Origin of the sequence: Mesorhizobium sp. M8A.F.Ca.ET.165.01.1.1 (genome assembly GCF_004792065.1) — a bacterium.
Taxonomy (GTDB): Bacteria; Pseudomonadota; Alphaproteobacteria; order Rhizobiales; family Rhizobiaceae; genus Mesorhizobium.
This window is the reverse complement of record NZ_SRTH01000003.1, coordinates 603,638-627,478: the sequence shown is the minus strand read 5'-3', so window position 1 is coordinate 627,478 and position 23,841 is coordinate 603,638. Positions and strand designations below refer to the sequence as shown.

The 23,841-nt window shown below is 62.0% G+C and carries 23 protein-coding genes and 1 pseudogene; 7 read left to right on the top strand and 17 right to left on the bottom strand.

The window, feature by feature from the left end; all coding sequences use genetic code 11:
- Positions 1 to 43 precede the first annotated feature (43 nt).
- The 8 genes from bamA to EN808_RS12315 form a co-directional block, all read right to left on the bottom strand.
- Complete coding sequence (bamA, locus tag EN808_RS12350; RefSeq protein ID WP_127277855.1) at positions 44 to 2,419, bottom strand: outer membrane protein assembly factor BamA; 2,376 nt, start codon at positions 2,417 to 2,419, stop codon at positions 44 to 46.
- A gap of 217 nt (positions 2,420 to 2,636) precedes the next feature.
- On the bottom strand, positions 2,637 to 3,779 hold the full coding sequence (gene rseP / locus EN808_RS12345; protein WP_127277854.1) for an RIP metalloprotease RseP: 1,143 nt from the start codon (positions 3,777 to 3,779) through the stop codon (positions 2,637 to 2,639).
- 97 nt (positions 3,780 to 3,876) lie between these two features.
- Positions 3,877 to 4,692 carry a phosphatidate cytidylyltransferase gene (locus EN808_RS12340; RefSeq protein ID WP_135915902.1) on the bottom strand — a complete coding sequence of 272 codons (816 nt, stop codon included), beginning with the start codon at positions 4,690 to 4,692 and terminating at the stop codon, positions 3,877 to 3,879.
- A complete protein-coding gene (locus tag EN808_RS12335) occupies positions 4,689 to 5,423 on the bottom strand; it encodes an isoprenyl transferase (RefSeq protein ID WP_127277852.1) in 735 nt (244 codons plus the stop codon). The genes EN808_RS12340 and EN808_RS12335 overlap by 4 nt, the downstream gene beginning before the upstream one ends.
- 32 nt (positions 5,424 to 5,455) lie before the next feature.
- A complete protein-coding gene (frr, locus tag EN808_RS12330) occupies positions 5,456 to 6,010 on the bottom strand; it encodes a ribosome recycling factor (RefSeq protein ID WP_027142617.1) in 555 nt (184 codons plus the stop codon).
- A gap of 106 nt (positions 6,011 to 6,116) precedes the next feature.
- On the bottom strand, positions 6,117 to 6,839 hold the full coding sequence (pyrH, locus tag EN808_RS12325; protein ID WP_027142616.1) for a UMP kinase: 723 nt from the start codon (positions 6,837 to 6,839) through the stop codon (positions 6,117 to 6,119).
- Between the two features lie 152 nt (positions 6,840 to 6,991).
- Positions 6,992 to 8,101 carry an aldo/keto reductase gene (locus EN808_RS12320; RefSeq protein WP_127277851.1) on the bottom strand — a complete coding sequence of 370 codons (1,110 nt, stop codon included), beginning with the start codon at positions 8,099 to 8,101 and terminating at the stop codon, positions 6,992 to 6,994.
- 35 nt (positions 8,102 to 8,136) lie between these two features.
- Positions 8,137 to 8,664 (bottom strand): nuclear transport factor 2 family protein, encoded by a 528-nt coding sequence (locus tag EN808_RS12315; protein WP_135915901.1) that lies wholly within the window; start codon positions 8,662 to 8,664, stop codon positions 8,137 to 8,139.
- Positions 8,665 to 8,780: 116 nt separating this feature from the next.
- On the opposite strand from EN808_RS12315, the gene EN808_RS12310 reads away from it, so the two are divergent.
- Positions 8,781 to 9,716 (top strand): LysR family transcriptional regulator, encoded by a 936-nt coding sequence (locus EN808_RS12310; RefSeq protein WP_135915900.1) that lies wholly within the window; start codon positions 8,781 to 8,783, stop codon positions 9,714 to 9,716.
- A gap of 13 nt (positions 9,717 to 9,729) precedes the next feature.
- Here the strand turns inward: EN808_RS12310 and tsf are convergent, their stop codons facing one another.
- From tsf to EN808_RS12285, 5 genes are all read right to left on the bottom strand, one after another.
- Entirely contained in the window at positions 9,730 to 10,650 is a 921-nt protein-coding gene (tsf, locus tag EN808_RS12305; RefSeq protein WP_027142611.1) for a translation elongation factor Ts, read from the bottom strand.
- A gap of 110 nt (positions 10,651 to 10,760) precedes the next feature.
- Complete coding sequence (rpsB, locus tag EN808_RS12300) at positions 10,761 to 11,543, bottom strand: 30S ribosomal protein S2 (RefSeq protein WP_023777441.1); 783 nt, start codon at positions 11,541 to 11,543, stop codon at positions 10,761 to 10,763.
- A gap of 177 nt (positions 11,544 to 11,720) precedes the next feature.
- Complete coding sequence (locus tag EN808_RS12295; protein ID WP_135915899.1) at positions 11,721 to 12,332, bottom strand: LysE family translocator; 612 nt, start codon at positions 12,330 to 12,332, stop codon at positions 11,721 to 11,723.
- On the bottom strand, positions 12,329 to 12,607 hold the full coding sequence (locus EN808_RS12290; protein ID WP_127277856.1) for a DUF4031 domain-containing protein: 279 nt from the start codon (positions 12,605 to 12,607) through the stop codon (positions 12,329 to 12,331). Before EN808_RS12290 ends, EN808_RS12295 begins: the two co-directional genes overlap by 4 nt.
- Positions 12,608 to 12,643: 36 nt before the next feature.
- Positions 12,644 to 13,474: a cell envelope integrity EipB family protein gene (locus tag EN808_RS12285; protein WP_135864616.1), complete on the bottom strand. Its 831-nt coding sequence runs from the start codon at positions 13,472 to 13,474 to the stop codon at positions 12,644 to 12,646.
- Between the two features lie 138 nt (positions 13,475 to 13,612).
- Here EN808_RS12285 and EN808_RS12280 point away from each other — a divergent pair, with 138 nt between their 5' ends.
- The 5 genes from EN808_RS12280 (at position 13,613) to EN808_RS12260 (ending at position 18,020) form a co-directional block, all read left to right on the top strand.
- A complete protein-coding gene (locus EN808_RS12280; RefSeq protein WP_127872493.1) occupies positions 13,613 to 14,077 on the top strand; it encodes a RidA family protein in 465 nt (154 codons plus the stop codon).
- A gap of 14 nt (positions 14,078 to 14,091) precedes the next feature.
- Positions 14,092 to 14,820: a glycerophosphodiester phosphodiesterase gene (locus tag EN808_RS12275; RefSeq protein ID WP_127872564.1), complete on the top strand. Its 729-nt coding sequence runs from the start codon at positions 14,092 to 14,094 to the stop codon at positions 14,818 to 14,820.
- Positions 14,821 to 14,875: 55 nt separating this feature from the next.
- Positions 14,876 to 16,090 carry a GNAT family N-acetyltransferase gene (locus EN808_RS12270; protein ID WP_135915898.1) on the top strand — a complete coding sequence of 405 codons (1,215 nt, stop codon included), beginning with the start codon at positions 14,876 to 14,878 and terminating at the stop codon, positions 16,088 to 16,090.
- Between the two features lie 128 nt (positions 16,091 to 16,218).
- On the top strand, positions 16,219 to 16,653 hold the full coding sequence (locus tag EN808_RS12265) for an HIT family protein (RefSeq protein ID WP_135915897.1): 435 nt from the start codon (positions 16,219 to 16,221) through the stop codon (positions 16,651 to 16,653).
- A 107-nt stretch (positions 16,654 to 16,760) separates the two neighbouring features.
- Entirely contained in the window at positions 16,761 to 18,020 is a 1,260-nt protein-coding gene (locus EN808_RS12260; protein WP_135915896.1) for a phosphatase PAP2 family protein, read from the top strand.
- Here EN808_RS12260 and EN808_RS12255 read toward each other — a convergent pair.
- From EN808_RS12255 to EN808_RS12240, 4 genes and pseudogenes are all read right to left on the bottom strand, one after another.
- Positions 17,975 to 18,616 (bottom strand): annotated as a pseudogene (locus EN808_RS12255) (chloramphenicol phosphotransferase). The gene EN808_RS12260 and the pseudogene EN808_RS12255 overlap by 46 nt on opposite strands.
- Positions 18,617 to 18,680: 64 nt before the next feature.
- Entirely contained in the window at positions 18,681 to 21,149 is a 2,469-nt protein-coding gene (clpA, locus tag EN808_RS12250) for an ATP-dependent Clp protease ATP-binding subunit ClpA (protein WP_135915895.1), read from the bottom strand.
- A 6-nt stretch (positions 21,150 to 21,155) separates the two neighbouring features.
- Entirely contained in the window at positions 21,156 to 21,485 is a 330-nt protein-coding gene (clpS, locus tag EN808_RS12245; RefSeq protein ID WP_010909565.1) for an ATP-dependent Clp protease adapter ClpS, read from the bottom strand.
- Positions 21,486 to 21,763: 278 nt separating this feature from the next.
- Positions 21,764 to 22,093: a phasin family protein gene (locus EN808_RS12240; protein WP_095774324.1), complete on the bottom strand. Its 330-nt coding sequence runs from the start codon at positions 22,091 to 22,093 to the stop codon at positions 21,764 to 21,766.
- Between the two features lie 285 nt (positions 22,094 to 22,378).
- On the opposite strand from EN808_RS12240, the gene EN808_RS12235 reads away from it, so the two are divergent.
- Positions 22,379 to 23,827, top strand: a complete 1,449-nt coding sequence (locus EN808_RS12235) for a D-alanyl-D-alanine carboxypeptidase (RefSeq protein WP_127280384.1) — start codon at positions 22,379 to 22,381, stop codon at positions 23,825 to 23,827.
- The last annotated feature ends 14 nt before the right edge of the window (positions 23,828 to 23,841 follow it).

Here is a 23,841-nt window from a genome sequence, read left to right as displayed (position 1 = left end):
ATTTCTCCCGGATCCAAAACCCGGGAGCATCGTTGGCCGCCGATCAGAAGCGGGTCGATATGCCGAAGTTGAATTCCTGCACGTCGTCGCTCGCCTCTTTCCTGACCGGGATCGCATAGTCGATACGGATCGGGCCGAAGGGCGAGGCCCACATCAGGCCGAGACCGACCGAGGCGCGCAACTTCATGCCGGTAGAATCTTGATCGACCAGCCCAGTCGCAAGCTTGCTGCCATAGAGCGTCGCCGCATCGGCGAACACCGCGCCACGCAAGCCGAAGCTCTCCGGAACAACCGGCAGCGGGAACTGGGCTTCGGCCGAAGCGTTGAAGTAGGTCGTGCCACCCAGGTGGTCACCGCTGGTGTCGCTGGCAACCGGGCCGATACCACCATAGGCAAAGCCGCGGATCATGCGGTCGTTGCTCTGGAAGTGATCGAAGATGCGCAGGTCGCCGTTGCCATATCCCTCGACATGACCGGCCCCGCCCGAAAGGAGCCCGACAAGGTCAAGCTGTTCGGACAGCGTCTGATAGATGCTGCCCCGTCCGGTGATCTTCACGAATTTGGCATCGCCACCGAGACCCGCGACCTCCACGGTCGTGTTGGCGTAGATCCCCTCATGCGGGTTCTTCATGTCGTCGATCGTGTTGTAGACCAGCCCCAGGCTGACCGAAGACTTGATCCACGGACTCTGCTCGATGCCGTCCAGAATGGCCTGTGAGATGTTACAGCTGCCGTCGGGATCTCCGATGGAGGTAGGACCGCAACTATCGTCGACCTTATATTTCTCCTGCGAGATATTATACGCCAACTGGGTCGTGATGCTGTTGGTGATCGGCAGCCCGAAGCGGATCGTCGCGCCGGTGGTGTCGCTGTCGTAGTTGTTGTTGTATTCCCGCGTCGACCTGTAGATGTCGAAACCGGCAGCGATGCGCCGCCCGAGAAAATAAGGCTCGGTGAACGACAGGCTGTAGTCACGCGAGTTCTTGCCGCCGCCGGCCGACAGCTTGATGAACTGGCCACGGCCGAGGAAGTTGCGCTCGGTGATCGATCCTTCGACCGACGGTCCGGCCGCGTCGCCACCGGTCGAATAGCCGGCGCCGATCGAGAACTCACCGGTCGACTTCTCGACCACGTCGACGACCAGCACGACTTGGTCAGGGGCCGAGCCAGGCACGGTCGAAATGTCGACTTTGTCAAAATAATTCAGGTCTTCCAGGCGCTTCTTCGCGCGCTGGATGAGCACCTGGTTGAACGCGTCGCCTTCGCTGACATCGAATTCGCGGCGGATGACATAGTCACGCGTACGATCGTTGCCGCGGATCTCGATGCGCTCGACATAGGCCTTGGTGCCCTGGTCCACCGTGTAGACAACCGAGATCGTGTGGTTCTCGAAGTTGCGGTCGCCGCGCGGCGTCACCTGCGCGAAGGCATAGCCGGAACCGGCTACCTTTTCCGTCAACGCGATGATCGAGTCTTCGACATCCTTGGCGTTGTAGACATCACCCTTGCGGGTTTCGACCACCGATTCCAGCGACTTGGAGTCCACTTCCGGGATCGTGCTTTCGACGCTGATGTCGCCGAAATTATAGCGATCGCCTTCCTGGACGGTGATGGTGACCGTGTATTTGTTGGTCGCATTGTCGAGTTCGCCGACGGCGGACACGACCTGGAAATCGGCATAGCCGTGATTGTAGTAGAAACGGCGCAGCAATTCCTGGTCGGCGCGCAGCTTGTCTTCGTCATAGACGTCATCGCGCAGGATGAACGAGACCCAGGATGAACGCTTGGTGTTGATCACATCCGACAGGCGGCGGCTGGAATAGGCGCTGTTGCCGACGAAATTGATTGCCGCGATCTGCGTGCGATCGCCTTCGGTGACGTGGAAGACCACGTTCACGCGGTTGTCGCCGAGCTCCATGACTTGCGCGGTCACGCCGGCATCGTCACGGCCGATGCGCCTGTAAGCGGCCTTGACCGCCTCGACGTCCGAATCGAGCGTGGCCTGCGAGAACGTGCCGCGCGGCTTCAGCTGAACCGCTGCCTGAAGCGCGTTGTCCTTGAGCTTCTTGTTGCCCTGAAACAGCACCTGGTTGACGACCTTGTATTCCGAAACCTTGACCACCAGGGTCGAGCCGACCTGATTGATCTGGACATCCGAGAACAGGCCGGTGCCGAACAGCGCCTTGACCGCGGCGTCGACATCGGAGCTGGAGAAGGCCTTGCCCGGCTTGATGGTGATGTAATTGCGGATGGTATCGGCGTCGACACGCTGGTTGCCGCTCACCTCAACCCTGCTTACGACAGCGGCTTCGGCCGCCGATGTGGCAACGAACTGCACTGCGAACGCACCTGGTACGACCAGAGCGGCGGACAGTGCCGCCGCTGACGCGGCGTTTAGAAACTTGGATGCTGCCTTCATCGGGCTTAATAACCTTTTCTCGTAGTCCCCACGGCGAGAAAACCGGACGTGCGGTCATTTCCCCTACCGTATTAACCGGATTTTCCCTACACGCAAGGCTTCTGGTTAATTTGTATTTACTTAACCCTGTTGCGTGGCTTTCGCGTCACTCATATCCCCGTGCATGGTAAACGGCGTCTCAACATCGCCCATGCCCAGGCCAAATTCCTTCATGATTTCAGCACCCAAAGAGATCGTTCCAGAACACGAACCCCATGAAGCACAGCACCACAAGCAGACCAGCCCGATAGGCCATTTCCATCATCCGTTCCGACACTGGCCGGCGGATGACGGCCTCCACCCCGTAGAACAACAGATGGCCGCCGTCGAGGGGGGGAATCGGCAAAAGGTTTAGAATGCCTATCCCCACGGACAGCAGCGCGACAAGCTGCACCAGCCACTCGAAACCGAGTTTGGCAGCCTTGCCGGCCATGTCGGCGATCTTGACCGGGCCACCCAGCTGGCACTTGTCCTCGCGCCCGACCGCGAAGCGTTGCAGGAACTGTCCGGTGCGCTCGATGACGTGGCCCGTTTCCTCAACCGCCGCCGCGACCGCCCCAACGGGGGTGTAGGTGATGAGACGGGGCTGGCCGAGTTCCTTGTTGTTGACGACGCCGATCACCGCAACCTTGACCTTGTTGCCGAGCGCGTCCTCCTGCTCCATCAGCCGCGGCGACGCGGTCACCGTGACCTCCTTGCCGTTGCGCAGCATGACAAAGGTGATGGTGTCGCCGGCCCGGCCCGAAACCAGCCGCTGCACGTCTCCGAAAGTTTCGACCTTGCTGCCGTCGACGCTGACGAATCGGTCGCCTGGCAAAATGCCGGCCTTGGCCGCCGGGCTGTCCGCGGTAACCTCCGCCACCATGGGCTCCGCGACATAACGCCCATAGGAGGCAAACAGCACGGAAAAGACCACGATCGCCAGCAGGAAGTTGAACAGCGGCCCGGCCGCCACCGTTGCCGCGCGCTTCCAGATCGCCTGGGTGTGGAAGGCAACCTTGCGTTCCTCGTCGGTCAGCGTTTCGAGCTCTTCCGATGTCGGCTGGCTGGAGGTGGCGCTCATGTCGCCGACAAACTTGACATAACCGCCGAGCGGTATGGCGCAAAGCTTCCAGCGCGTGCCATGCCTGTCGTTGAAGCCGATGAGCTCCGGACCGAAGCCGATAGAGAAGGCCTTGACCCCGATGCCGCACCAGCGGCCAACGAGGTAGTGGCCCATCTCGTGAACGAACACCACCACGGTGAGCACGAAGAGAAACGGCACGAGCGTGCCGAGAAAGAGGCCTTCGGTGCTGAAAATCGCGTGAAGAATCTCGTTCAACTCAGGCCCTCAAGTTCTTCCGCGGTCGCGGCGTGACTGTGACATCAATCCAGGCGAATCCAAGGCACGTCGGCGCCAGATCGTGGCATGACAGCATTCAAATGGGAAACAGCCCCTGTGCCGGATGGTCGGCGCCCGCAGAAATCCAACCGATGACGTATAGGGCAAGAGCGGCCGCGACAAGCCCGTCGACACGATCCATGATGCCGCCATGGCCAGGAATGAGCACGCCGGAATCCTTGCAGCCGTGCCGCCGTTTGACCCAGGATTCGAACAGGTCGCCGGCTTGGGCGACAACTGACAGCGCCAGCGCCACAAGGCCGAGCAACGCCAGGTTGCCGGCGCCGGCAATGGCTGCCAGCAGAAGTCCCGCGACGACGCCACCGACCGCCCCGCCGAACGCGCCGCTGCGCGTCTTGCCTGGCGAAATCGACGGCGCCAGTTTAGGCCCGCCGACGGCGCGTCCGACGAAATAGGCAAAAATGTCGGTTGCCCAGACGACCGCGAACAGGAACAGGATGGCGACGAGGCCCGAATGGTCGCCATCGCGCAGCAGGGCAAGCGACAGGCCCGACGCGCAGGCATAGGCAAGGCCGCCAGCGTCCCACTGGCCGATCTTGCGAATTCCCGCGGTGGTCGCCGTTATCGCAACCAGAATCACGACCAGCGGCAGCAGCCACAATGCGGACAGGCCAGCGATCAAGGCGCCGACGAAAATGACCATCAGCGCTTCCGGCAGCAAACCAAGCCCGTCGGACGCGGCGGGCCGCGACATACGTGTCCACTCATAAAAGATCATTGCCGACATGACCGCGCACAGCAGCCGGAAGGGCAGGCCGCCAAGCCAGGTCAGGCCAAGGGCGACAATGGCGAGCACGACCGCCGAAATCACACGCAGCTGAAGGTTGCTCATCCCGCGGCCGGTCGCGAAGCGACGTCTTGCGGGTCCAGTCCGCCGAAGCGGCGCTCGCGGCCGGCATATTCGCGCAAGGCCTCGGCGAGGTGCTCGCGATTGAAGTCCGGCCAGTAGCAGGGCAGGAAGACGAGTTCGCTGTAGGCAGCCTGCCACAAGAGGAAGTTGGACAGGCGAAGCTCGCCGCTGGTGCGGATGACCAGCTCCGGATCGGGAATGCCTTGCGTGTCGAGAGAGCCGGCAAAGCTTTCGGCGGTGATCGCCTCGCTATCGATTTCACCGCGCGCCACGGCCAGGGCAAGCTTGCGCGCGGTGCGGACGATCTCGTCGCGCCCGCCGTAATTGAAGGCGATCACCAGCGTCAGCGAGGTGTTGTTGATCGTCAGCGATTCGGCTTCCTCGAGCAGTCCCCTGATGTCCGCCTGCAGCCCTGCCCGGTCGCCGATGATCCTGACCCGCACGCCGCTCTGGTGCAGCTCGGCAAGGTCGCGACGGATGAACAGCTTCAACAGACCCATAAGGTCACTGACCTCGGACTTCGGCCGCGACCAGTTCTCCGACGAGAAAGCATAGACGGTCAGGAAGGAGATGCCGAGACCGGGGGCGGCGCGCACCGCCTTGCGCAGCGCCTCGACGCCGGCGCGATGACCCGCGAGCCTCGGCATGCCGCGCGCCTTGGCCCAGCGTCCATTTCCATCCATGATGATCGCGACATGCGCGGGCGTTGTCATGATCTCGCTTTCGGATCAGCCAAGGGCCAACCCTAAACCTGCATGATTTCAGCTTCCTTGTCGGAAAGCAGATGATCGATGGTGCTGATGGTTTCGTCGGTAAGTTTCTGGACCTGGTCGGAACGCTTGCGCTGGTCGTCCTCGCTGATGTCGCCGTCCTTCTCCGCCTTCTTCAGGAAGTCCATGCCGTCGCGCCGCACATGGCGCGCGGCGACACGCGCGTTCTCGGCATAGCCGTGCGAAATCTTGACCAGCTCCTTGCGGCGCTGTTCGTTGAGCTCCGGCAGCGGAATCCTCAGATTGGTGCCGTCGACGATCGGGTTGAAGCCCAGATTGGATTCCCGGATCGCGCGGTCGACCGCGCCGACCATCGACTTGTCCCAGACCGAGACCGAGATCATGCGCGGCTCCGGCACGGTGACGTTGGCCACCTGATTGATCGGCATGGTGGTGCCATAGGCTTGCACCTGGATCGCGTCGAGCAGGTTGCTGGACGCGCGGCCGGTCCGCAGCGAGGCCAGATCATGCTTGAACGCCGCGATTGCCCCATCCATGCGCCGCTTGAGATCGTCGTACTCACCACTCATTTTAGTCTCCTCGACCCGTCTGCCGCGGGTTCACTGCTTCGGGGCAAGGCCCGTGTCGAGCCTGATTTCGAAACCCGGCTTCCCTTCTTCGGGATCAGGCCCCGGATCACTCGTCCGCGACGACCGTACAGCGGCCGCCGCCCCTCAGAATATCCCCGAAACCGCCCTTTTCGTGGATCGAATAGACGATTATCGGAATGTTGTTTTCGCGCGCAAGTGCAATCGCAGCCGTATCCATGATCGAAAGGCCGCGATTTATGACTTCGGCGTGGCTGATGCGCTCGAAACGCGTCGCGCTGGGGTCCTTTTTCGGGTCGGCCGAATAGACGCCGTCGACCTGCGTGCCCTTGAACAGCGCGTCGGCGCCGATTTCGGCCGCACGGAGCGCGGCAGCCGAATCAGTGGTGAAGAACGGATTGCCGGTGCCGCCGGCGAAGATCACCACCTTGCCCTGGTTCATGTAGGCGGTCGCCTGGCGCTGCGAAAAGCTCTCGCAAAGCTCGGGCATGGCGATCGCGGACAGCACGACGGCGTCGACGCCGATCTTGTTCAGCGATGTGCGCAGCGCCAGCGAATTGATGACCGTGGCAAGCATGCCCATATGGTCGCCGGTAACGCGGTCCCCGCCCTTGGAGGCGACGGCCACGCCGCGAAAGATATTGCCGCCGCCAATGACGACACCCACCTCGATGCCCAGCGCGCGCGCCTCGGCGATGTCGCCGGCAATGCGGTCGACGACCGAGACGTCGATGCCGAAATGCTGTTCGCCCATCAACGCTTCGCCCGAAGCTTTCAGCAGAACACGTCGGTAGAGGGGCTTCACCGTCATCTGGTTCCTCGAAAATCCCGGCGCGGCAAGCTCCGAAGGCGAAAAAGGCCTCCTGCTTCGCCCGGCGGTGCTGTCATGACGGGTTGACCGGATACACGAAGGGCGCAGCGATGTCACGCCGCGCCCTTGTGCAAAATTCCAGGCTTTTTGGATCAATTGCTGCTGATGGCAACGGCCTCGCCTTCGACCACCACCGGCAATGCATAACCGGACGGCTTGTCGCCGGTCACGACACCGCCGGCGACACGGACCTGGATCTCGGGACCGAAATAGGAATGCGGGAACGGCGCCGGCGTGCCGCTCACCTTGTCCAGCCGCTGGCGAAGCGCGGGCGGTATGGAGAAATCGAGCGCCGCGAGATTGTCCTGCAACTGCGAAAGCCTCGTTGCTCCAAGGATGACGGTGGCAATTCCTGGCTGTGTCGCCACCCAGTTGAGCGCCACCTGAGCCATGCCGCGGCCGAGCTCGGCGGCGACCTTCTCCAACTCCGCCACAACAGCCCAGTTGTGCTCGGTAAATTTCTGGAAGCCTGGATGGGTGGTGTTGCGGAAGCCGTCGAGCCGGCCGGCATTGCCCGCTTGCGCCGGGCGGTATTTGCCACTCAACAGCCCGCTGGCCAGCGGGCTCCAGACCATGATGCCGGCGCCATGGCGCGTCCCGAACGGCACGAATTCATGCTCGATGGCACGCTCCGCCAGGGAGTATTCGAGCTGCAACGCCGAGATCGGCTCATAGCCGCGCAGTTCGGCGATCGCCTGAGCCCGTCCGGCATACCAGGCCGGCACGTCGGACAGGCCGATGTGACGTATCTTGCCCGCCCGAACCAGATCGTCGAGGGTCCGCAGCACTTCCTCGGCCGGCGTCAGCCTGTCCCAGATATGCATGAGATAGAGATCGATGTAGTCGGTGCCCAGCCGCTTCAGCGAGGCGTCGACGGCACGCATGATGTTCTTGCGGCCATTGCCGCCGGCGTTGGGATTGCCGGGGTTCGAGTTCATGGTGAATTTGGTGGCGATCACCGCCTTGTCGCGCAAGCCTCGCTCGGCCACGAATTCACCGAGCCAGGTCTCGGCTGTGCCGCCGGTATATAGGTCTGCGGTGTCGAAGAAATTGCCGCCAGCCTCGACATAGGCGTCGAACATCGCGCGCGCCGTGTCCCGGTCCGCGCCCCAGCCCCATTCCGTGCCGAAGGTCATCGTGCCCAGCGCCAGCCGGCTGACGCGCAGGCCGCTGTTGCCGAGTGTGTAGTAGCTCATCGTCATTGTCTTTTCCGATCCTGATCCGGTTGGTGCGGGCGTCATTGGCCCGGGGTCGCCTTGACCCAGGGATTGCCGCGTTCATGCGTCATGCGGAAGGTGAAGCCATCGACTTTCCAGACGGAGCCAGAACGTGTCAGGTGGTGCTCATACGTGCCCCAGACTTCCCACAGCGGATCGCCATTGCCCTCCATCCGGTTCCAGGCATAGCCGTTCGACAGAACGGTCGCGCTGTCCGCCTCGAGAACGACCTGGTGATTGGTGCGCAGGTGCAGGCTGGTCTTGCTGCCCTTGAGATTGCCGGCCCAGGCGCCGATCAGATCGTCGGACGCAATGTTGGCCGCGGGCTGCCCGGACAGGCTGCTGAAGTCGGCGGCGACCCGATCAGCGAAATAGAAGCGCGCGCGCTTCCAGTCCTGCGCGTCGACGGCGCGGTCGATGGCATCGGCGATGCGGATGACCGCGCGTTCGTCCGCGAGCGCTTGCCAGCCGGATGGTTCCGCCCCGCCGGCATCGACCGGTGACAGCGCCACGCCGGCCGCGAAAGTTACGTGCTTCAACGCATTCATGTCTCTTCTCCTCAATGCCATCAGCCAACCGCGGATGTGTCGGCGACAATATGGATCGGTGTCTTGGCATCGATTAGATTGCATTGTTCGCAAGGACCATGCGATATCATTCATGAATGGATCGGGATCTGCTCTCTCATCTGCCTGTCATCGTCGCCGTTGCCCGGCGCGGCGGCTTCGCGCTTGCGGCGGCCGAACTCGGTATGAGCCCGTCGGCGGTCAGCCATGCGGTGCGCCTCGTCGAGGAGCGGATCGGCCAGCCGCTGTTTGCGCGCACGACGCGCAGCGTTTCGCTCACCGAGGCCGGCAAGGCGCTGGTGGAAACGGCCGCCCCTGCCCTCCAGGACATTGCCGAGCAGATGGACCGCATCCGCAGCGTCAAGGGCAGGCCGTCTGGCCTGCTCAGGATCAATGCCTCCAACATCGCGATCCCATTGGCGGTGACGCCGGTCGTCGCCGCGATGGCCGAGCGCTATCCCGACATTACGGTGGAGGTTTTTGCCGATCAGGGATTGGTCGACATCGTCGGCGAAGGTTTTGACGCCGGCATCCGGCTCGGCGAGATGATCGCGCAGGACATGGTGGCCATCCGACTGACGCCGCCCTTCAAAGTCGTCGTCGTCGCCTCTCCCGCCTATATCGGACGACGTGGGCGTCCGCGCAGCGTGGCCGATCTCGCGAACCACAATTGCATCGGGTACCGGCTTGTCCGCTCGGGTGCCCTCTATCGCTGGGATTTGACCTGGGATGGCAAGGATGTGGTCATGGAAACCAGCGGTACGGCCATCGTGACGGACTCGCTGGCCGCCATTGATCTGGCGCTCGCTGGCGTCGGCCTCGCCTATATGTTCGAGCCGCTGGCGCGCGCGGATCTGGCGGCCGGGCGCCTGGTGCAGGTTCTGCCGCAATCTGCGATCGAGGAACCCGGCCTTTTCCTCTACTTCCCGCGCCGCGCCGCGATGGCGCCGAAGCTCAGGGCCTTTATCGACACCGCAAACGAAATCGGCCTGACATCCTTGCGGACATCAGGCCGAAAAACACAGTCGCAATAATGCGGTAGGACGCTTACTTCTTGACCGCCGCAGCGACTTCCGCGGCGAAATCGGACTCTTCCTTCTCGATGCCCTCGCCAAGCGCGAAGCGCAGATAGGCCGTGATCTTGGCGGGCGCGCCGATTTCCTTTTCGGCATCCTTCAGCGCCTTCTCGACGGTGATGTCGGGATTGAGCACGAAGGCCTGCTTCAAGAGCACGACTTCTTCATAGAACTTGCGCAGGCGACCCTCGACCATCTTCTCGATGATCGCTTCCGGCTTGCCGGACTGGCGCGCCTGGTCGGAGAAGATGGCCTTCTCGCGCTCGACAGCGGCCGGGTCGATCTGCTCGGCGGTCAGCGCCATCGGGTTGGTGGCGGCGACATGCATGGCGACCTGGCGGCCGAAGGCATTGGCGGCATGCTCGTTGCCGGTGGTCTCGATCGCGACCAGCACGCCGAGCTTGCCAAGGCCATCGGCAACCGAATTGTGGACGTAGGTCGCAACCGCGCCATGCGGAACGGTCAGCTTGGCCGAGCGGCGGAAGCCCAGGTTCTCGCCAATGGTGCCGACAGCGTCCTTGATGGTGTCGGTGACCGACTTGTCGGAGCCCGGATACTTCGCGGCAGCCACAGCCTCGGTCGTGCCGTAGGCAAGCGCCACCTTGGCGACGTTGGCGACGATTTCCTGGAAGGCGGCGTTGCGGGCGACGAAGTCGGTCTCGGAATTCACCTCGACGACGGCAGCTTCGCGCACGCCATTGTCGACGCCGATCAGGCCTTCGGCGGCAGTGCGGCCGGCCTTCTTGTCGGCTTTGGAAATGCCCTTCTTGCGCAGCCAGTCGACGGCCTCTTCCATGTTGCCGTTGGTCTCGTTCAACGCCGCCTTGCAGTCCATCATGCCCGCGCCGGTCAAGTCGCGGAGTTCTTTGACCTGTGCAGCCGAAATGCTCATTGTCGCCTCTTTGTTTCAAATGCGCCGACGCACCATCGAATCTCGACGGTGCGTCTGTTTAGCGTGCCAAAATATGAGAAAGATGAAGGCCGCAAGCCGGCCTTCGATTATCAAGCCTCTGGGGCTTCCGACGCCGGAGCCGGATCGAGCGCCGGTTCGACCGGAGCTTCGACCGAAGCGCCGATGTCGACGCCGAGCGCGCCCTGCTGACGGGCGATGCCGTCGATCGCAGCCTTGGCGATCAGGTCGCAATAGAGCTGGATGGCGCGGGCCGCGTCGTCATTGCCGGGGATCGGGAAGTCGATCTTGTCCGGGTCGCAGTTCGAATCGATGATGGCGACGACCGGGATGCCGAGACGCTTCGCCTCGAGGATGGCAATCGCCTCCTTGTTGGTGTCGATCACGAACATCAGGTCGGGCGTCGAGCCCATGTCCTTGATGCCGCCGAGCGCCTTGTCGAGCTTCTCGCGCTCACGGTCGAGGTTCAGGCGTTCCTTCTTGGTCAGGCCTTGCGCCTCGCCGGCCAGCATCTCGTCGAGCTTGCGCAGCCGCTGGATCGAGTTCGAGATCGTTTTCCAGTTGGTCAGCATGCCGCCGAGCCAACGCGAATTGACGTAGTACTGGGCCGAACGCTGTGCCGCATCGGCGACGATGTCGGACGCCTGCCGCTTGGTGCCGACGAACAGCACGCGGCCGCCCTTGGCAACGGTGTCGGAAACCTGCTTCAGCGCCTGGTGCAGCAAAGGCACCGTCTGCGAGAGGTCGATGATGTGGATGTTGTTGCGGGCGCCGTAGATGTAAGGCGCCATCTTCGGGTTCCAGCGGTGGGTCTGGTGGCCGAAGTGAATGCCAGCTTCCAAAAGCTGGCGCATGCTGAAATCAGGCAGTGCCATTCTCATTTCCTTTCCGGTTAGCCTCCACGGACACAGGCATTTTTGGACCGAAATCCTCGAACGCCACCGGAGGTTTCAGCCGGATTTCTCCCGGACAGACACCAAAGTCCGTGTGTGGAATGAGCGCGCATATAGAGGGGAAGTGCTGCAAACGCAAGCCGTGTAGCGCTTTAACGCCTAGCGTGCGGCAATCAGCGCTCCGGTGCCGATCATGGCGCTGCCGGCAAACCTGTTCATCAGCCGCATGCGCCTGGGCGTCCTGAACCAGCCCGAAGCCCGGCCAGCAAGCCCGGCATAGACACCCATGGTGAGGATATTGACGCTGATGACCACGGCCACCACCAGCAGGCCGTCGACAAATGTCAGCGTGTCGAGATTGAGAATCAATGGCATGATCGAGGCATGGAACAGAATCGCCTTCGGGTTCCCCAGCGCAATGGACGCACCAAGGAAGAAGAAGCGCGACAATCTCGTCCGTGCCGTCTGCGGCTCATTCGTTTGCGCGGTCGAAGCCCTCCACATCCTGACGCCGAGAAAAATCAGGTAGGCGGCGCCTGCATATTTCAGCAGGAGGAAGATCCATTCGAATGTCTGGGCCAGGGCCACCAGCCCGAGCAGGGCCAGGGTGACCAGTACGGCATCGCCGGCGGCGACCCCAACGCCGGCTATGAAGGCGCGGAGGAAACCACGCGACACGCCATTGGTGATGACGGCGAACATCGCGGGTCCCGGTGTGGCGGCGGCGAACGTGACAGCGGCGCAATAAGCCAGAAATGCCGTTAGTGTCATAGTTTGGCCTTTCCGTTGGGCACCCGCACGCGCCGGAAGATCGCGACGATCTCCTCGCGGCTGCATTCGATGGCGCCGAGCCGTACCGCGCGGTCGCGCTCGAAGCCGGTTATGTCATAGTGTGGCGCCGATGTCCTGGGCGGCCCCTGATAGGACGAGCGCTTCACGCCAAGCCGCGATGCGAACCGGTGCAGCTCGTCGGTGTCGTCGGCCATCAGGTGGCACCAGCGATGGCCGGCCCACTTCCAGATCGCCGCATCGACATAGACCGCCATCAAGCCCGCCACGGCCAGCTCACTCGCGCATCGCCGCTATTTCGATACCGGGCAAGGCTTTGTCTGGTCGAACAGCGACAGATTGACGAGCTTGCCGGTCATCGAGAAGTCGCCATAGTCCATGACGAGATCACGGGTGATGCCGTTCTCGTGCAGCTTGAAGCTGATCCGGTATTCCGGCACTTCCTCGCCGTTCTGGGTGCTGTCGTCGAAATAGGCGATGTCGACCGGCCAATATTTGTCGGCGGCAAGCTTCGCCAGTGCCGGCGCTTCCGGATCGGCCTTGTCGGCCTCGGTCTTCTTGCCGACGACAACCGTGGTCGTCATCACCTTGTTGGCGTCCTCCGAGCCATCGAACAGGTTGGTCTGGTAGAAGTTTTCGCCTTTTTCGGCCTTGCCGATCAGCTCGACCAGATGTTGGGTCGGGAACTGGGTGGCAGCGAGTTCGAGACTATTCTTCTCCGGCTTGTCGATATCGACCTTCAGGCCCTTGGCATTCTTTGTCGCGACGCCCTTGACCTCCTTGTCGAGGTTCTGGTCGACGAAGGACTTCGTCACGAAGGAAAACATCTTGCCTTCGGCGTCCTCGAACGTGGTGGTCTGCTGGTCGGTCAGCTTCGTGTTGTCGTTGGTCGCGATCTGGGTGACGAAACGGAATTTCACCGTATAGCCTTCGCAGGCCGAGCCGTTGAACTCGTAGACCATGCGGCCGGTGATGCCGGTGATGCCGGAGCGATCATCCGCCTTCTTGAGGGTGAGATCGTAGACGGCGCGATGCGCCTGCAGCGCCGGTACGGCGAAAGCGGAGCCCACGGGGAACAGCGCCGACAACAGAACGGCGTGGAATGCAAGGCGCGTTGCGCGCATGAGGTACTCCAATCGTCGCGGCTGATGGCAGGCCGCAGGGAAAGATGGTCCAGCTTAAAAAAAGTCGTGGCGGAAGCGAGGCAAAAATAGCAATTTCGGCCCGGCCAGCGCGGCACCTTCCAGCAATAGGGAAAAGCAATGAGTGAAACAATCGAAAAGCGGCTAAGTGATCTCGGCGTGACGCTTCCTGTTGCCGCCGCGCCCGCCGCCAACTACGTGCCCTATTGCAGGACCGGCAATCTGCTGTTCACGGCGGGACAATTGCCGCTCAAGGACGGCAAGCTGCAGGCGAGCGGCCTGCTTGGCCGCGACGTCGACACGGCAAGCGGCAAGGACGCGGCGAAATACTGCGCCATCAACATCCTGGCGCAAGCCAAGGCGGCACTTGGCGACCTCGAGAAGATCCGCCGCCTGGTGAAGATCACCGTCTTCGTGGCGTCGGCCCCCGATTTCGTCGAGCAGCATCTGGTCGCCAACGGCGCCTCCGATTTCCTGGTTGCCGCGCTCGGCGAAAGCGGCAAGCACGCCCGCTCCGCCGTCGGCACCGCCTCCCTGCCGCTTAATGCCGCGGTGGAGATCGAAGCGGTCTTCGAAGTCGAATGAGTGAAGGTGCAGACATGACCGACCTCTCCTGGCTGACTGCCCGGCCGGTTGCCCATCGCGGCTTTCACGACATGAACAAGACGCGCTGGGAAAACACGCTTTCCGCCTTCGCAGCCGCGGCCGAACGCGGCTACGCGATCGAATGCGACGTGCATCTGTCGTCGGATGGCGTTCCCATCGTCATCCATGATGATGATCTGCAAAGGTTGACCGGGCAGGACGGGTTCGTCTGGCAACGGAGCGCCGCCGAACTTACCGCGCTCAAGGTTGGCGGCACGGCGGATCACGTGCCGACGCTGCAGGAAACGCTCGACCTCGTCGACGGCCGTGTGCCTATGGTCGTCGAGCTGAAAGGAACTCCCGGTCGCGATGAAGGCCTGGTGGCACGCGTCGGCAAGATGCTGAAGCGCTACAAGGGCAAGGCTGCGATCATGTCGTTCGATCACTGGCTGATCCGCGATTTCCCCAAACACGCGCCCGGCATTCCGGCTGGATTGACCGCCTATGGCAAGGACGCCAAGCTGATCGAAGCGCATTTCTCCATGCTGGCGCACGAGCTCTCCTTCACCTCCTACGCCGCCGGCGATCTGCCGAACCCGTTTGTCAGCTTCGTGCGCGAAAAGCTCAAAATGCCTGTCATCACCTGGACGGTGCATGACCAGCCGGCGGTCGACCTGACCTTTAGATATGCCGACCAGATGACGTTCGAAGGGTTCGAACCCGACTTGGTCAAAGTCGCCTGAAGAGGGTGCCCGAAACGTGACTTGTAGCGGCCCGAATGGAGCTTAAATAAGCCTCATGGATCAGGGCGACGACGGCGACGGACAAACGGCGAATGCGGACTATGCGATCCGCATCGCCGCCGGTATAGGCGCCTTTACCTGCGATGAATGGAATGGCTTTGCCGGAACCACGCGCGGCGACGCGGAAGTCGGCTATAACCCGCTGGTTTCATTCGCTTTTTTGAGCGCTCTGGAGGATTCCGGCTGCGCCGTTCGGCGCACTGGCTGGCAAGGCCATCACCTGCGGCTGGAGACTGCGCGAGGCAGGCTGCTCGGTGCGGTTCCCTGCTATCTCAAGTCGCACAGCCAGGGCGAATATGTGTTCGATCATGGCTGGTCGGATGCCTTCGAGCGCGCCGGCGGCCGTTACTATCCCAAACTGCAAAGTGCCGTGCCGTTCACGCCCGTCACCGGCCCTCGCCTGCTGGTCGGCAAAGGCGAGGATCAGGATGCAGTGAAGGCCGGCCTTGCCGCCGGGCTCAAAATGGTGACCGACAAGCTCGGCGTATCCTCGGCACATGTCACTTTCGCGCAGGAGAGCGACGTCGCGACGCTTGAGGCTGCGGGCTTCCTGCATCGCACCGACCAGCAATTCCACTTCTTCAACGAAGGCTTTTCCACCTATGACGACTTCCTCGCCACGCTTGCCTCGCGCAAGCGCAAGGCGATGAAGAAGGAACGGCGCGAAGCGCTCGCCGATGGCATCACGATCGACTGGCTCACCGGCAAGGACCTGACCGAAAAGGCCTGGGACGACTTCTACGGCTTCTACATGGACACTGGCAGCCGCAAATGGGGCCGCCCCTACCTGAACCGCCAGTTCTTCTCGTTGATCGGCGAACGCATGGCGGACGACATTCTGCTGGTGATGGCCAGGCGCAACGGGCGCTACATTGCCGGCGCCATCAACTTCATCGGCTCCGATGCGCTCTACGGCCGCAATTGGGGCTGCATCGAGGACCACCCCTACCTGCATTTCGAGGTCTGCTACCACCAGGCCATCGACTTCGCCATCGAACGCAAGCTGAAGGTGGTCGAGGCGGGTGCGCAAGGCGAACACAAGCTGGCGCGCGGCTACCGGCCTGTGACCATGCATTCGGCGCACTACATTGCCCACCCCGGCCTGCGCAAAGCGGTCGCCGATTATCTCGGGCGCGAACGGCGCGAGGTGGAGCGGATGGGCGAATATCTGGAGGAGCATACCCCGTTCCGCAAAGATCTCGAGGAATAGCCGACCTCATCGCGCGCTCGTCGAGGCCGGCATGGTCGATCTCGATCGATCTCCCCGCAGCTTCGTCTTGCCGCTCGGAGGCGGCTTCGTTACACCGGACGGCAAAGGCACACTCCGGAGCGTTCGCCATGACTGAGGCCTATGACACCGACAACATCTTCGCCAAAATCCTGCGAGGCGAAATACCCTCGCACCGTGTGTACGAGGACGAGGCTGTCGTGGCTTTCATGGATGTGATGCCGCAAGGACCAGGCCATACGCTGGTGGTGCCGAAAGCGCCGTCGCGCAATCTGCTCGACGCCGACCCCTCGACATTCGCCCTCCTTTTCACGGTCGTTCAGAAAGTGGCACAGGCGGTCAGGAAGGCTTTCAATGCCGACGGCGTCACCATCATGCAGTTCAATGAGCCTGCATCCGGACAAACCGTCTATCACCTGCATGTCCATGTCATCCCGCGCTTCGACGGCATCCCCCTGAAGCCGCACACGGGCCCGATGGAGAATCCGGAAGTGCTGGCGCGGAACGCAGACAAGATCCGCGGCGCCCTCCAGAGCGGATTTTAATCCTTTATAAACCGGCAGATCATGTTGTCGCCTGTATTACAGCCTGCGATTACTTTGTTCATACCTTTGCAAGCCTTTCCGGGGCATGTTTTCGCGGAGGACGGGCGATGCGGGATATTTCGGAAACTTTAGGCAGGCAGCCTGGCGCCAGCGCGAGCGGCGCCTTCCTGCATCTTTTGGCCGAGTCATTTTATCGCCACCGCGCTATTCATGCGGTCGCCCTGTTTACACTCGGACTAAGTTTCATGATTGGCGCCCGGGTCGGCAACCGGCCGGATTTTGGACTGCTTGTCGAATACGGCTTCTACCTGGGGGTGTATTCCTGGGTTGTCGGATGTGTCTACGCGGCATTCCGCCTGTTATGGCTGGCCATTGTCGACGGCGCCACCTCGCCGCTCCGTCTTTTCCTGAATTCATTCTGGGAGTTGCTGTCTGATCGAAGGCGCATCGCCAACGGCGTGAACGGGCTGGTCGCGATCATGGCCTTTATATCCGGCTTCACGGTACTGAAAGGAGCGATCGCGTTGCTGGCGCCTTTCTCCTGGGACCAAGCCTTTGCACAATTCAGCGTCGGCCTGCATTTCGGCCGCCCTACTTACCAATGGGTCTGGTGGATCGTGGAAAGCCCCCTGGCCGTTCATTTTCTCAATCTTTGTTACAATCTTTGGTTCGTGGTGCTGCTCTCGGCGATCTTTTCAAGCGTCGCGGCGGCTCGCGATTCCCTGCTGCGACATCAGTTCCTGCTCAGCTTCATGCTGGTCTGGCTGATAGGCGGCTTCGGCATTGCCCTGATATTCTCATCGGCCGGCCCTTGCTATTACGCCAGGCTCGGCCTTGGCGATCTCTATCAACCGTTGATGGACGCACTTCAATCGGCAAATCGGCAGTATCCGATCTGGGCCCTTTCCCTGCAGGACAGGTTGTGGGACGGTTATCAGGGTTTGCATTCGGGCAGCATGGGCATATCGGCATTTCCCTCCATGCATGTCGCGTCGGCCGTGCTCATTGCCCTCTATGCGACCAGGCTATCGGTCAGCCTTGGCACTTTGATGTGGATATTCGCGGTGCTCATCATGCTCGGTTCGGTGGTCCTTGGCTGGCACTATGCCATTGACGGCTACGCCGGCGCGCTTATTGCCCTTGCGATCTGGAAAATCACCGGCGCGGCGTTGTCCCGGGCGGACGCAAGAACTATTACCGTTTTGGAAGAGCTGTCCGGCCTCGGCGCGCTGCCACTCATTTGTTTAACGCCGCAACCGGCCGATGGCCTGGCCATGGCCGACGGCGCTTATCCACGCCAAATCATTTGCGGACAATTGGATCAGGAAGACCGGAGCGCCGCAAAAGCCGGATCCGAAAGCCTCTGAAATGCCGTTGGCGCCACCACTCCCTTCAGAAGCTGCTGGCGGATCGCATCCGCGCATTGCCCGGCACCGAGGCGTGACGTATCGACTTCCAAATCATACACGCCAGGCCGGTGCACCTCTCCCTGCCACAGGCGTACAGGCAAAGGCACGGGATCACCGGGCGCGCCGGTAACGTAGTTCCCGCCCGCGGCGCTGGCGGCGCGCCTTTCCATGATGACCTCGATCGGGCAGCGAACGCCGACAAACAGGACCGGCAGGCCGGCGAGCCGCCTCGCGCAATCGGCCAGGATGTGGAGCGGTTCCGAATAGGCTTCGTGGTGGCCGACATCCGCAACGACATTCAGCCCCAATCGACTATGCGCCGCGATCGATTCATAAAGGGCCGCATAGAAGCGCGGCACGAAAACTTCGAGATCGGGCCGCTCGCCGCCAGGGCGCAGGCCTATTCCGGGACGATATCGCGGCGGCGTGATCTGCTCATGGCTGTCAACGCCCAGATTCATTCATGGACCGTCAAAGCTCTCCCCGATGGCCCCGGCTATACTCGACTTTCCCGAACGCGGCGCGCCGTTGAGGATGATGATTTGCCCGGCCATGCGCCACCTCATTGTTCCAATGAAAAAAGCCCCGTCTCCGGGGCTTTTTTGACTTTCGCCAGGCTCAGCCCTTTCTGGGCAGTTGCGGTACAAGGCTGCGCTTGCCGCCGTCCTTGCCCTTGGGCTCCGGTTTCTGCGCCACGACCTTCTTTGCCGCGGGCTTCCTGGCCACGGCTTTGGGTGGCTTCGGCGCGTCTTCCGGCTCTTCCTTCTTCGGCTTCACCGGCGCCTCGTCGGCAAGCGATTCGAGCTTGAGGCCGGTCTCGCCGGTTTCCTTCTTCTCGACGGTGACGCGCACCGTGCCGCCCTTCTTCAGCTTGCCGAACAGCACCTCGTCGGCCAGCGGCTTCTTGATGTGCTCCTGGATGACGCGGCCGAGCGGACGTGCACCCATGCGTTCGTCATAGCCCTTGTCGGCGAGCCAGGCGATCGCGTCCGGCGACAGGTCGAAGGTGACGCCACGCTCTGAAAGCTGGGCCTCCAGCTGCATGACGAACTTCTGTACCACCTGGTGGATGACCGGCACCGGCAGCGAGCCGAACGGAATGATCGCATCGAGGCGATTGCGGAATTCCGGCGTGAACAGCCGGTTGATCGCCTCGACATCGTCGCCTTCGCGCTTGGTCGAACCGAAACCGATCGCCGCGCGCTGCGCATCGGATGCGCCCGCATTGGTGGTCATGATCAGTATGACATTGCGGAAGTCGATCTGCTTGCCATTGTGGTCGGTCAGCTTGCCGTGGTCCATAACCTGCAACAGGATGTTGAACAGGTCCGGATGCGCCTTTTCGACCTCGTCCAGCAGCAGAACGCAGTGCGGATGCTGGTCGACACCGTCGGTCAAAAGGCCGCCCTGATCGAAGCCGACATAGCCGGGAGGCGCGCCGATCAACCGCGAGACGGTGTGGCGTTCCATGTATTCCGACATGTCGAAGCGGATCAGTTCGACGCCCAGCGAGGCGGCCAGCTGCTTGGCGACTTCCGTCTTGCCGACACCCGTTGGCCCAGAGAACAGGTAGGAGCCGATCGGCTTCTCCGGTTCGCGCAGACCGGCACGTGCCAGCTTGATCGCCGAGGTCAACGCGGTGATGGCGGTGTCCTGGCCATAGACGACGCGCTTGAGCTCGATGTCCAGGCCCTGCAGCACCTTCTCGTCATCGGCCGAAACCGTCTTCGGCGGGATGCGCGCCATGGTAGCGATCGTCGCTTCGATTTCCTTGATGCCGATCGTCTTCTTGCGCTTGGCTTCCGGCACCAGCATCTGCGAGGCGCCGGTCTCGTCGATCACGTCGATCGCCTTGTCCGGCAGCTTGCGGTCGTTGATGTAGCGCGCCGACAGCTCCACCGAGGCCTTGATCGCCTCGTTGGTGAACTTCACCTTGTGGAATTCCTCATAATAGGGCTTCAGGCCCTTCATGATCTCGATGGCGTCCTCGATGGTCGGCTCGTTGACGTCGATCTTCTGGAAGCGTCGCACCAGCGCACGATCCTTCTCGAAGAACTGACGGAATTCCTTGTAGGTGGTCGAACCGATGCAACGTATTGCACCCGACGACAGAGCCGGCTTCAACAGGTTCGACGCGTCCATCGCGCCGCCCGAAGTCGCGCCGGCGCCGATCACCGTATGGATCTCGTCGATGAACAGCACTGCGCCCGGATAATCCTCGAGCTCCTTGACGACCTGCTTCAGCCGTTCCTCGAAATCGCCGCGATAGCGCGTGCCGGCCAAAAGCGTGCCCATGTCGAGCGCGAAGATGGTGGCATTGTGCAGCACTTCCGGCACGTCGCCCTCGACGATGCGTTTGGCCAGGCCTTCGGCGATCGCCGTCTTGCCGACGCCGGGGTCACCGACATAGAGCGGGTTGTTCTTGGAGCGGCGGCACAGCACCTGGATGGTGCGGTTGATCTCGCTCTCGCGGCCGATCAGCGGATCGATCTTGCCGGCCTTGGCCTTGTTGTTGAGGTTGACGCAGTAAGCCGTCAGCGCGTCCTGCTGCTGCTTCTTCTTGCCGCCTTCCTCCTGCGGCTCGGCGCCGTTCTGGCCGCCCTGCTCGTCGTCGGCGCCGCGCGGGGTGCGGCTCTCGGACGCGCCCGGGCGCTTGGCGATGCCATGCGAGATGTAGTTGACCGCGTCGTAGCGGGTCATCTGCTGTTCCTGCAGGAAATAGGCGGCATGGCTTTCGCGCTCGGCGAAGATGGCGACGAGCACGTTGGCACCCGACACTTCCTCGCGGCCGGATGACTGCACATGGATCACCGCGCGCTGGATCACGCGCTGGAAACCGGCCGTCGGTTTGGAATCCTCATCGTAGCCGGTGACCAGATTGTCGAGCTCGGTATCGATGTAGGTCAGAACGGTATGCTTCAGCTCGTCGAGATCGACGTTGCAAGCGCGCATGACGGCGGCCGCCTCGGTGTCGTCGATAAGCGCGAGCAGCAGGTGTTCAAGGGTTGCATATTCATGGTGCCGCTCGTTGGCGAGCGTCAGCGCTTGATGAAGCGCCTTTTCCAGGCCTTGGGAGAAAGCCGGCATGTTACCTCACTTCTTCTCCATCACGCATTGCAGCGGATGCTGATTCTGTCGGGCGAAATCCATGACCTGGGACACTTTGGTCTCGGCCACCTCGAATGTATAGACCCCGCACTCGCCCACTCCATGATTGTGAACATGAAGCATGATGCGTGTGGCGGCTTCGCGGTCCTTCTGGAAAAAACGTTCCAGCACGTGAACCACGAACTCCATCGGAGTGTAGTCGTCGTTGAGGATGAGGACCCGGTAAAGGCTGGGCTTCTTGGTCTTGGTTTTGGTGCGCGTGATAACGGCCGTCCCGCGGCCGGCCTCATTGCCGTCGCCGCCGCCGTTTTGCATCCGCGCCACTCGTCTCGTGGCAGTCAAACCGATCGTCACGTAATCCTGCCTCTTCGAATCCTCATGCGAGTTCGACATGTAGGTGTTCGATGGACGATTTTAAGCCCTTCTGGTTAGCTGACAATATGGCTAGGTGACCAACTTGGCGGATTTTCGCATTCGTGAAGCGCTACGCTGTCGCGGATCGGAAACTGGCATGAAAAAACCCGGTCGCGTTTCCACGACCGGGTTCTGCCCCACCCACGAAGGGCCGGATCTTGAAAATTGTCGGGCGAAAATTACTTCGCCTTGGCAACGATCGATTCGAACGGCTTGTAGGCTTCCTTGGCGAGTTCGGCATAGAGGTCGCCAATCTTGGTGGCCTCGGCGACGAACGCCTCGTAGGACTGCTTGGCATAGTCGGACTGGATCTCGATCGCCTTGTCCAGCGACTTGGCCGAGAACAGCTTCTCGAACGCGGCGCTGCCGGCTTCGAAGCTCTTCTTGGTGTATTCGCCGGCCTCGGTGGCGATCGCCTGCGCGCCCTTGGACAAAGAGGCGAAGCTCTTCAATCCGGTGTCGGCGAACTCCTTGCCGTACTTGCTGAAGTCCTCATAGGTCTGGGTCATTTCATACTCTCCCTGGACGGTTGAAGCGCCCTGCCCCGAGCGCCGTTGTGCAATGCATGATAATATATTGTGCGCCGCACAAAAGTCAAGAATTCAAGGGCTCGCCACCCCGCCGGCACCGGCAATGGCTAAAATTCGAATAAAGGAAGGCTCAAACCACCAGAAAATGGTGAACGCGGCGGTTACCATAAACGGATTGGTAACGCTGCCCCGCTAGCTTGGCCGGAAGCGAGGCAGGATCCCTTTGCCGCCTCCAGCGCAACGAGAAATTCAAAGGAACTACCAGTGCGTCAGGCGTTGTCGGGCATCGTTTCCAAATCCGCGTCCCCTCTCAAAACGATCATGATCCTCGCCATGGCGATGACATTCGTCGTCGCGGATGCGGCATCGTCGCTCGCGGCAAAGTCAGCGGCCATCGTCGTCGACGCCAAGACCGGCAAGGTGCTCTATTCGGCAAACGCGGATGGCCGGCGCTATCCTGCCTCGCTGACCAAGATGATGACGCTCTATCTGACCTTCGAAGCGATGGCGAAGGGCAAGATCAGCAGAAACTCGCCAGTCGTGTTTTCGGCCCATGCCTCCGCCGAGGCACCGACCAAACTGGGCGTAAAGCCGGGCGGATCAGTCACGGTCGAGACGGCGATCCTGTCGATAGTCACCAAGTCGGCCAACGACTCGGCGACCGCGCTTGGCGAAATGATCGGCGGCAACGAAACCAATTTCGCCCGCATGATGACGGCCAAGGCGCGGCAGCTCGGCATGGACGGCACCGTCTTCCGCAACGCCAACGGCCTGCCGGATCCGGGGCAGTTCACCACCGCGCGCGACATGGCCACGCTCGGCATCGCGCTGCGGGAACATTTCCCCCAGTACTACGGCTATTTCGCGCAGCGGTCCTTTCTCTACGGTCGCCAGCGCATCAATGGCCACAACCGCCTGCTCGGGCGCATCAAGGGCGTCGACGGCATCAAGACCGGCTATACCCGCGCCTCCGGCTTCAATCTCGTCTCGTCCGTTAATGACGGCAACCGCCGCCTTGTCGCCGTTGTCATGGGCGGCACGTCGGGCGGCAGCCGCGACAACCAGATGGCTGGCCTGATCAACACCTACCTGCCGAGGGCCTCGACCCGCGGTGGCGGCGATCTGGTCGCCAAGGCGGACAGCAATCCAATCAAGGCACTTGCGAAGGTTCTCCTGCCCAAGCACGACGCGCCGACCCCGGACGAAAAGCCGGTGGCCGTCGCGGAAGCCGATACGGCTATCGCGGACGACACGACCACGGCTGTCGCGGACGACGCCACAGTTGCCCAGGGCGACAGCGAGGACGAGGATACAGCCGAGGCAGAGGCGTCCAAGCTGGTTGTTCCGGCAAAGAAGGTGAAGACGGTCATCGTCTCCGCCCCCAAGGTCGCCACCGCGCAGGTCGTGGCCGCCTATGCCGAGCCCGCCCCGGCCGCCGTCGATCCGGTCAGCACCGCTTCGGTTCCGTCAGGCTGGGCCATTCAGGTTGCCTCCTCGCCCAACCAGTCCGAAGCTCAGGCTTTCCTCGACAAGACCACCAAGCAGGCTCCCAAGGTGCTGGCCGACGCTTCCGGCTTCACCGCCGCTTTCGACAAGGGCGGCGTCACTTACTACCGCGCCCGTTTCGGCGGCTTTGGGTCGAAGGACGCCGCCTGGAAGGCCTGCACCGCTTTGAAGAAGAAGAAAATCGAGTGCTACGCCGTCCAGCAATAGGACTGCGTGGAAGA

Coding starts and splice junctions, on each gene's coding strand:
- EN808_RS12265 (WP_135915897.1), top strand. CDS start 16,219: ATGACTGAGGCCTATGACACCGACAACATCTTCGCCAAAATCCTGCGA.
- EN808_RS12280 (WP_127872493.1), top strand. CDS start 13,613: ATGAGTGAAACAATCGAAAAGCGGCTAAGTGATCTCGGCGTGACGCTT.
- EN808_RS12340 (WP_135915902.1), bottom strand. CDS start 4,692: ATGAGCAACCTTCAGCTGCGTGTGATTTCGGCGGTCGTGCTCGCCATT.
- tsf (WP_027142611.1), bottom strand. CDS start 10,650: ATGAGCATTTCGGCTGCACAGGTCAAAGAACTCCGCGACTTGACCGGC.
- rpsB (WP_023777441.1), bottom strand. CDS start 11,543: ATGGCACTGCCTGATTTCAGCATGCGCCAGCTTTTGGAAGCTGGCATT.
- EN808_RS12310 (WP_135915900.1), top strand. CDS start 8,781: ATGGATCGGGATCTGCTCTCTCATCTGCCTGTCATCGTCGCCGTTGCC.
- clpA (WP_135915895.1), bottom strand. CDS start 21,149: ATGCCGGCTTTCTCCCAAGGCCTGGAAAAGGCGCTTCATCAAGCGCTG.
- EN808_RS12295 (WP_135915899.1), bottom strand. CDS start 12,332: ATGACACTAACGGCATTTCTGGCTTATTGCGCCGCTGTCACGTTCGCC.
- clpS (WP_010909565.1), bottom strand. CDS start 21,485: ATGCAAAACGGCGGCGGCGACGGCAATGAGGCCGGCCGCGGGACGGCC.
- frr (WP_027142617.1), bottom strand. CDS start 6,010: ATGAGTGGTGAGTACGACGATCTCAAGCGGCGCATGGATGGGGCAATC.
- EN808_RS12270 (WP_135915898.1), top strand. CDS start 14,876: ATGGATCAGGGCGACGACGGCGACGGACAAACGGCGAATGCGGACTAT.
- EN808_RS12335 (WP_127277852.1), bottom strand. CDS start 5,423: ATGACAACGCCCGCGCATGTCGCGATCATCATGGATGGAAATGGACGC.
- EN808_RS12320 (WP_127277851.1), bottom strand. CDS start 8,101: ATGACGATGAGCTACTACACACTCGGCAACAGCGGCCTGCGCGTCAGC.
- bamA (WP_127277855.1), bottom strand. CDS start 2,419: ATGAAGGCAGCATCCAAGTTTCTAAACGCCGCGTCAGCGGCGGCACTG.
- EN808_RS12275 (WP_127872564.1), top strand. CDS start 14,092: ATGACCGACCTCTCCTGGCTGACTGCCCGGCCGGTTGCCCATCGCGGC.
- EN808_RS12290 (WP_127277856.1), bottom strand. CDS start 12,607: ATGGCGGTCTATGTCGATGCGGCGATCTGGAAGTGGGCCGGCCATCGC.
- pyrH (WP_027142616.1), bottom strand. CDS start 6,839: ATGACGGTGAAGCCCCTCTACCGACGTGTTCTGCTGAAAGCTTCGGGC.
- EN808_RS12285 (WP_135864616.1), bottom strand. CDS start 13,474: ATGCGCGCAACGCGCCTTGCATTCCACGCCGTTCTGTTGTCGGCGCTG.
- EN808_RS12260 (WP_135915896.1), top strand. CDS start 16,761: ATGCGGGATATTTCGGAAACTTTAGGCAGGCAGCCTGGCGCCAGCGCG.
- EN808_RS12240 (WP_095774324.1), bottom strand. CDS start 22,093: ATGACCCAGACCTATGAGGACTTCAGCAAGTACGGCAAGGAGTTCGCC.
- EN808_RS12315 (WP_135915901.1), bottom strand. CDS start 8,664: ATGAATGCGTTGAAGCACGTAACTTTCGCGGCCGGCGTGGCGCTGTCA.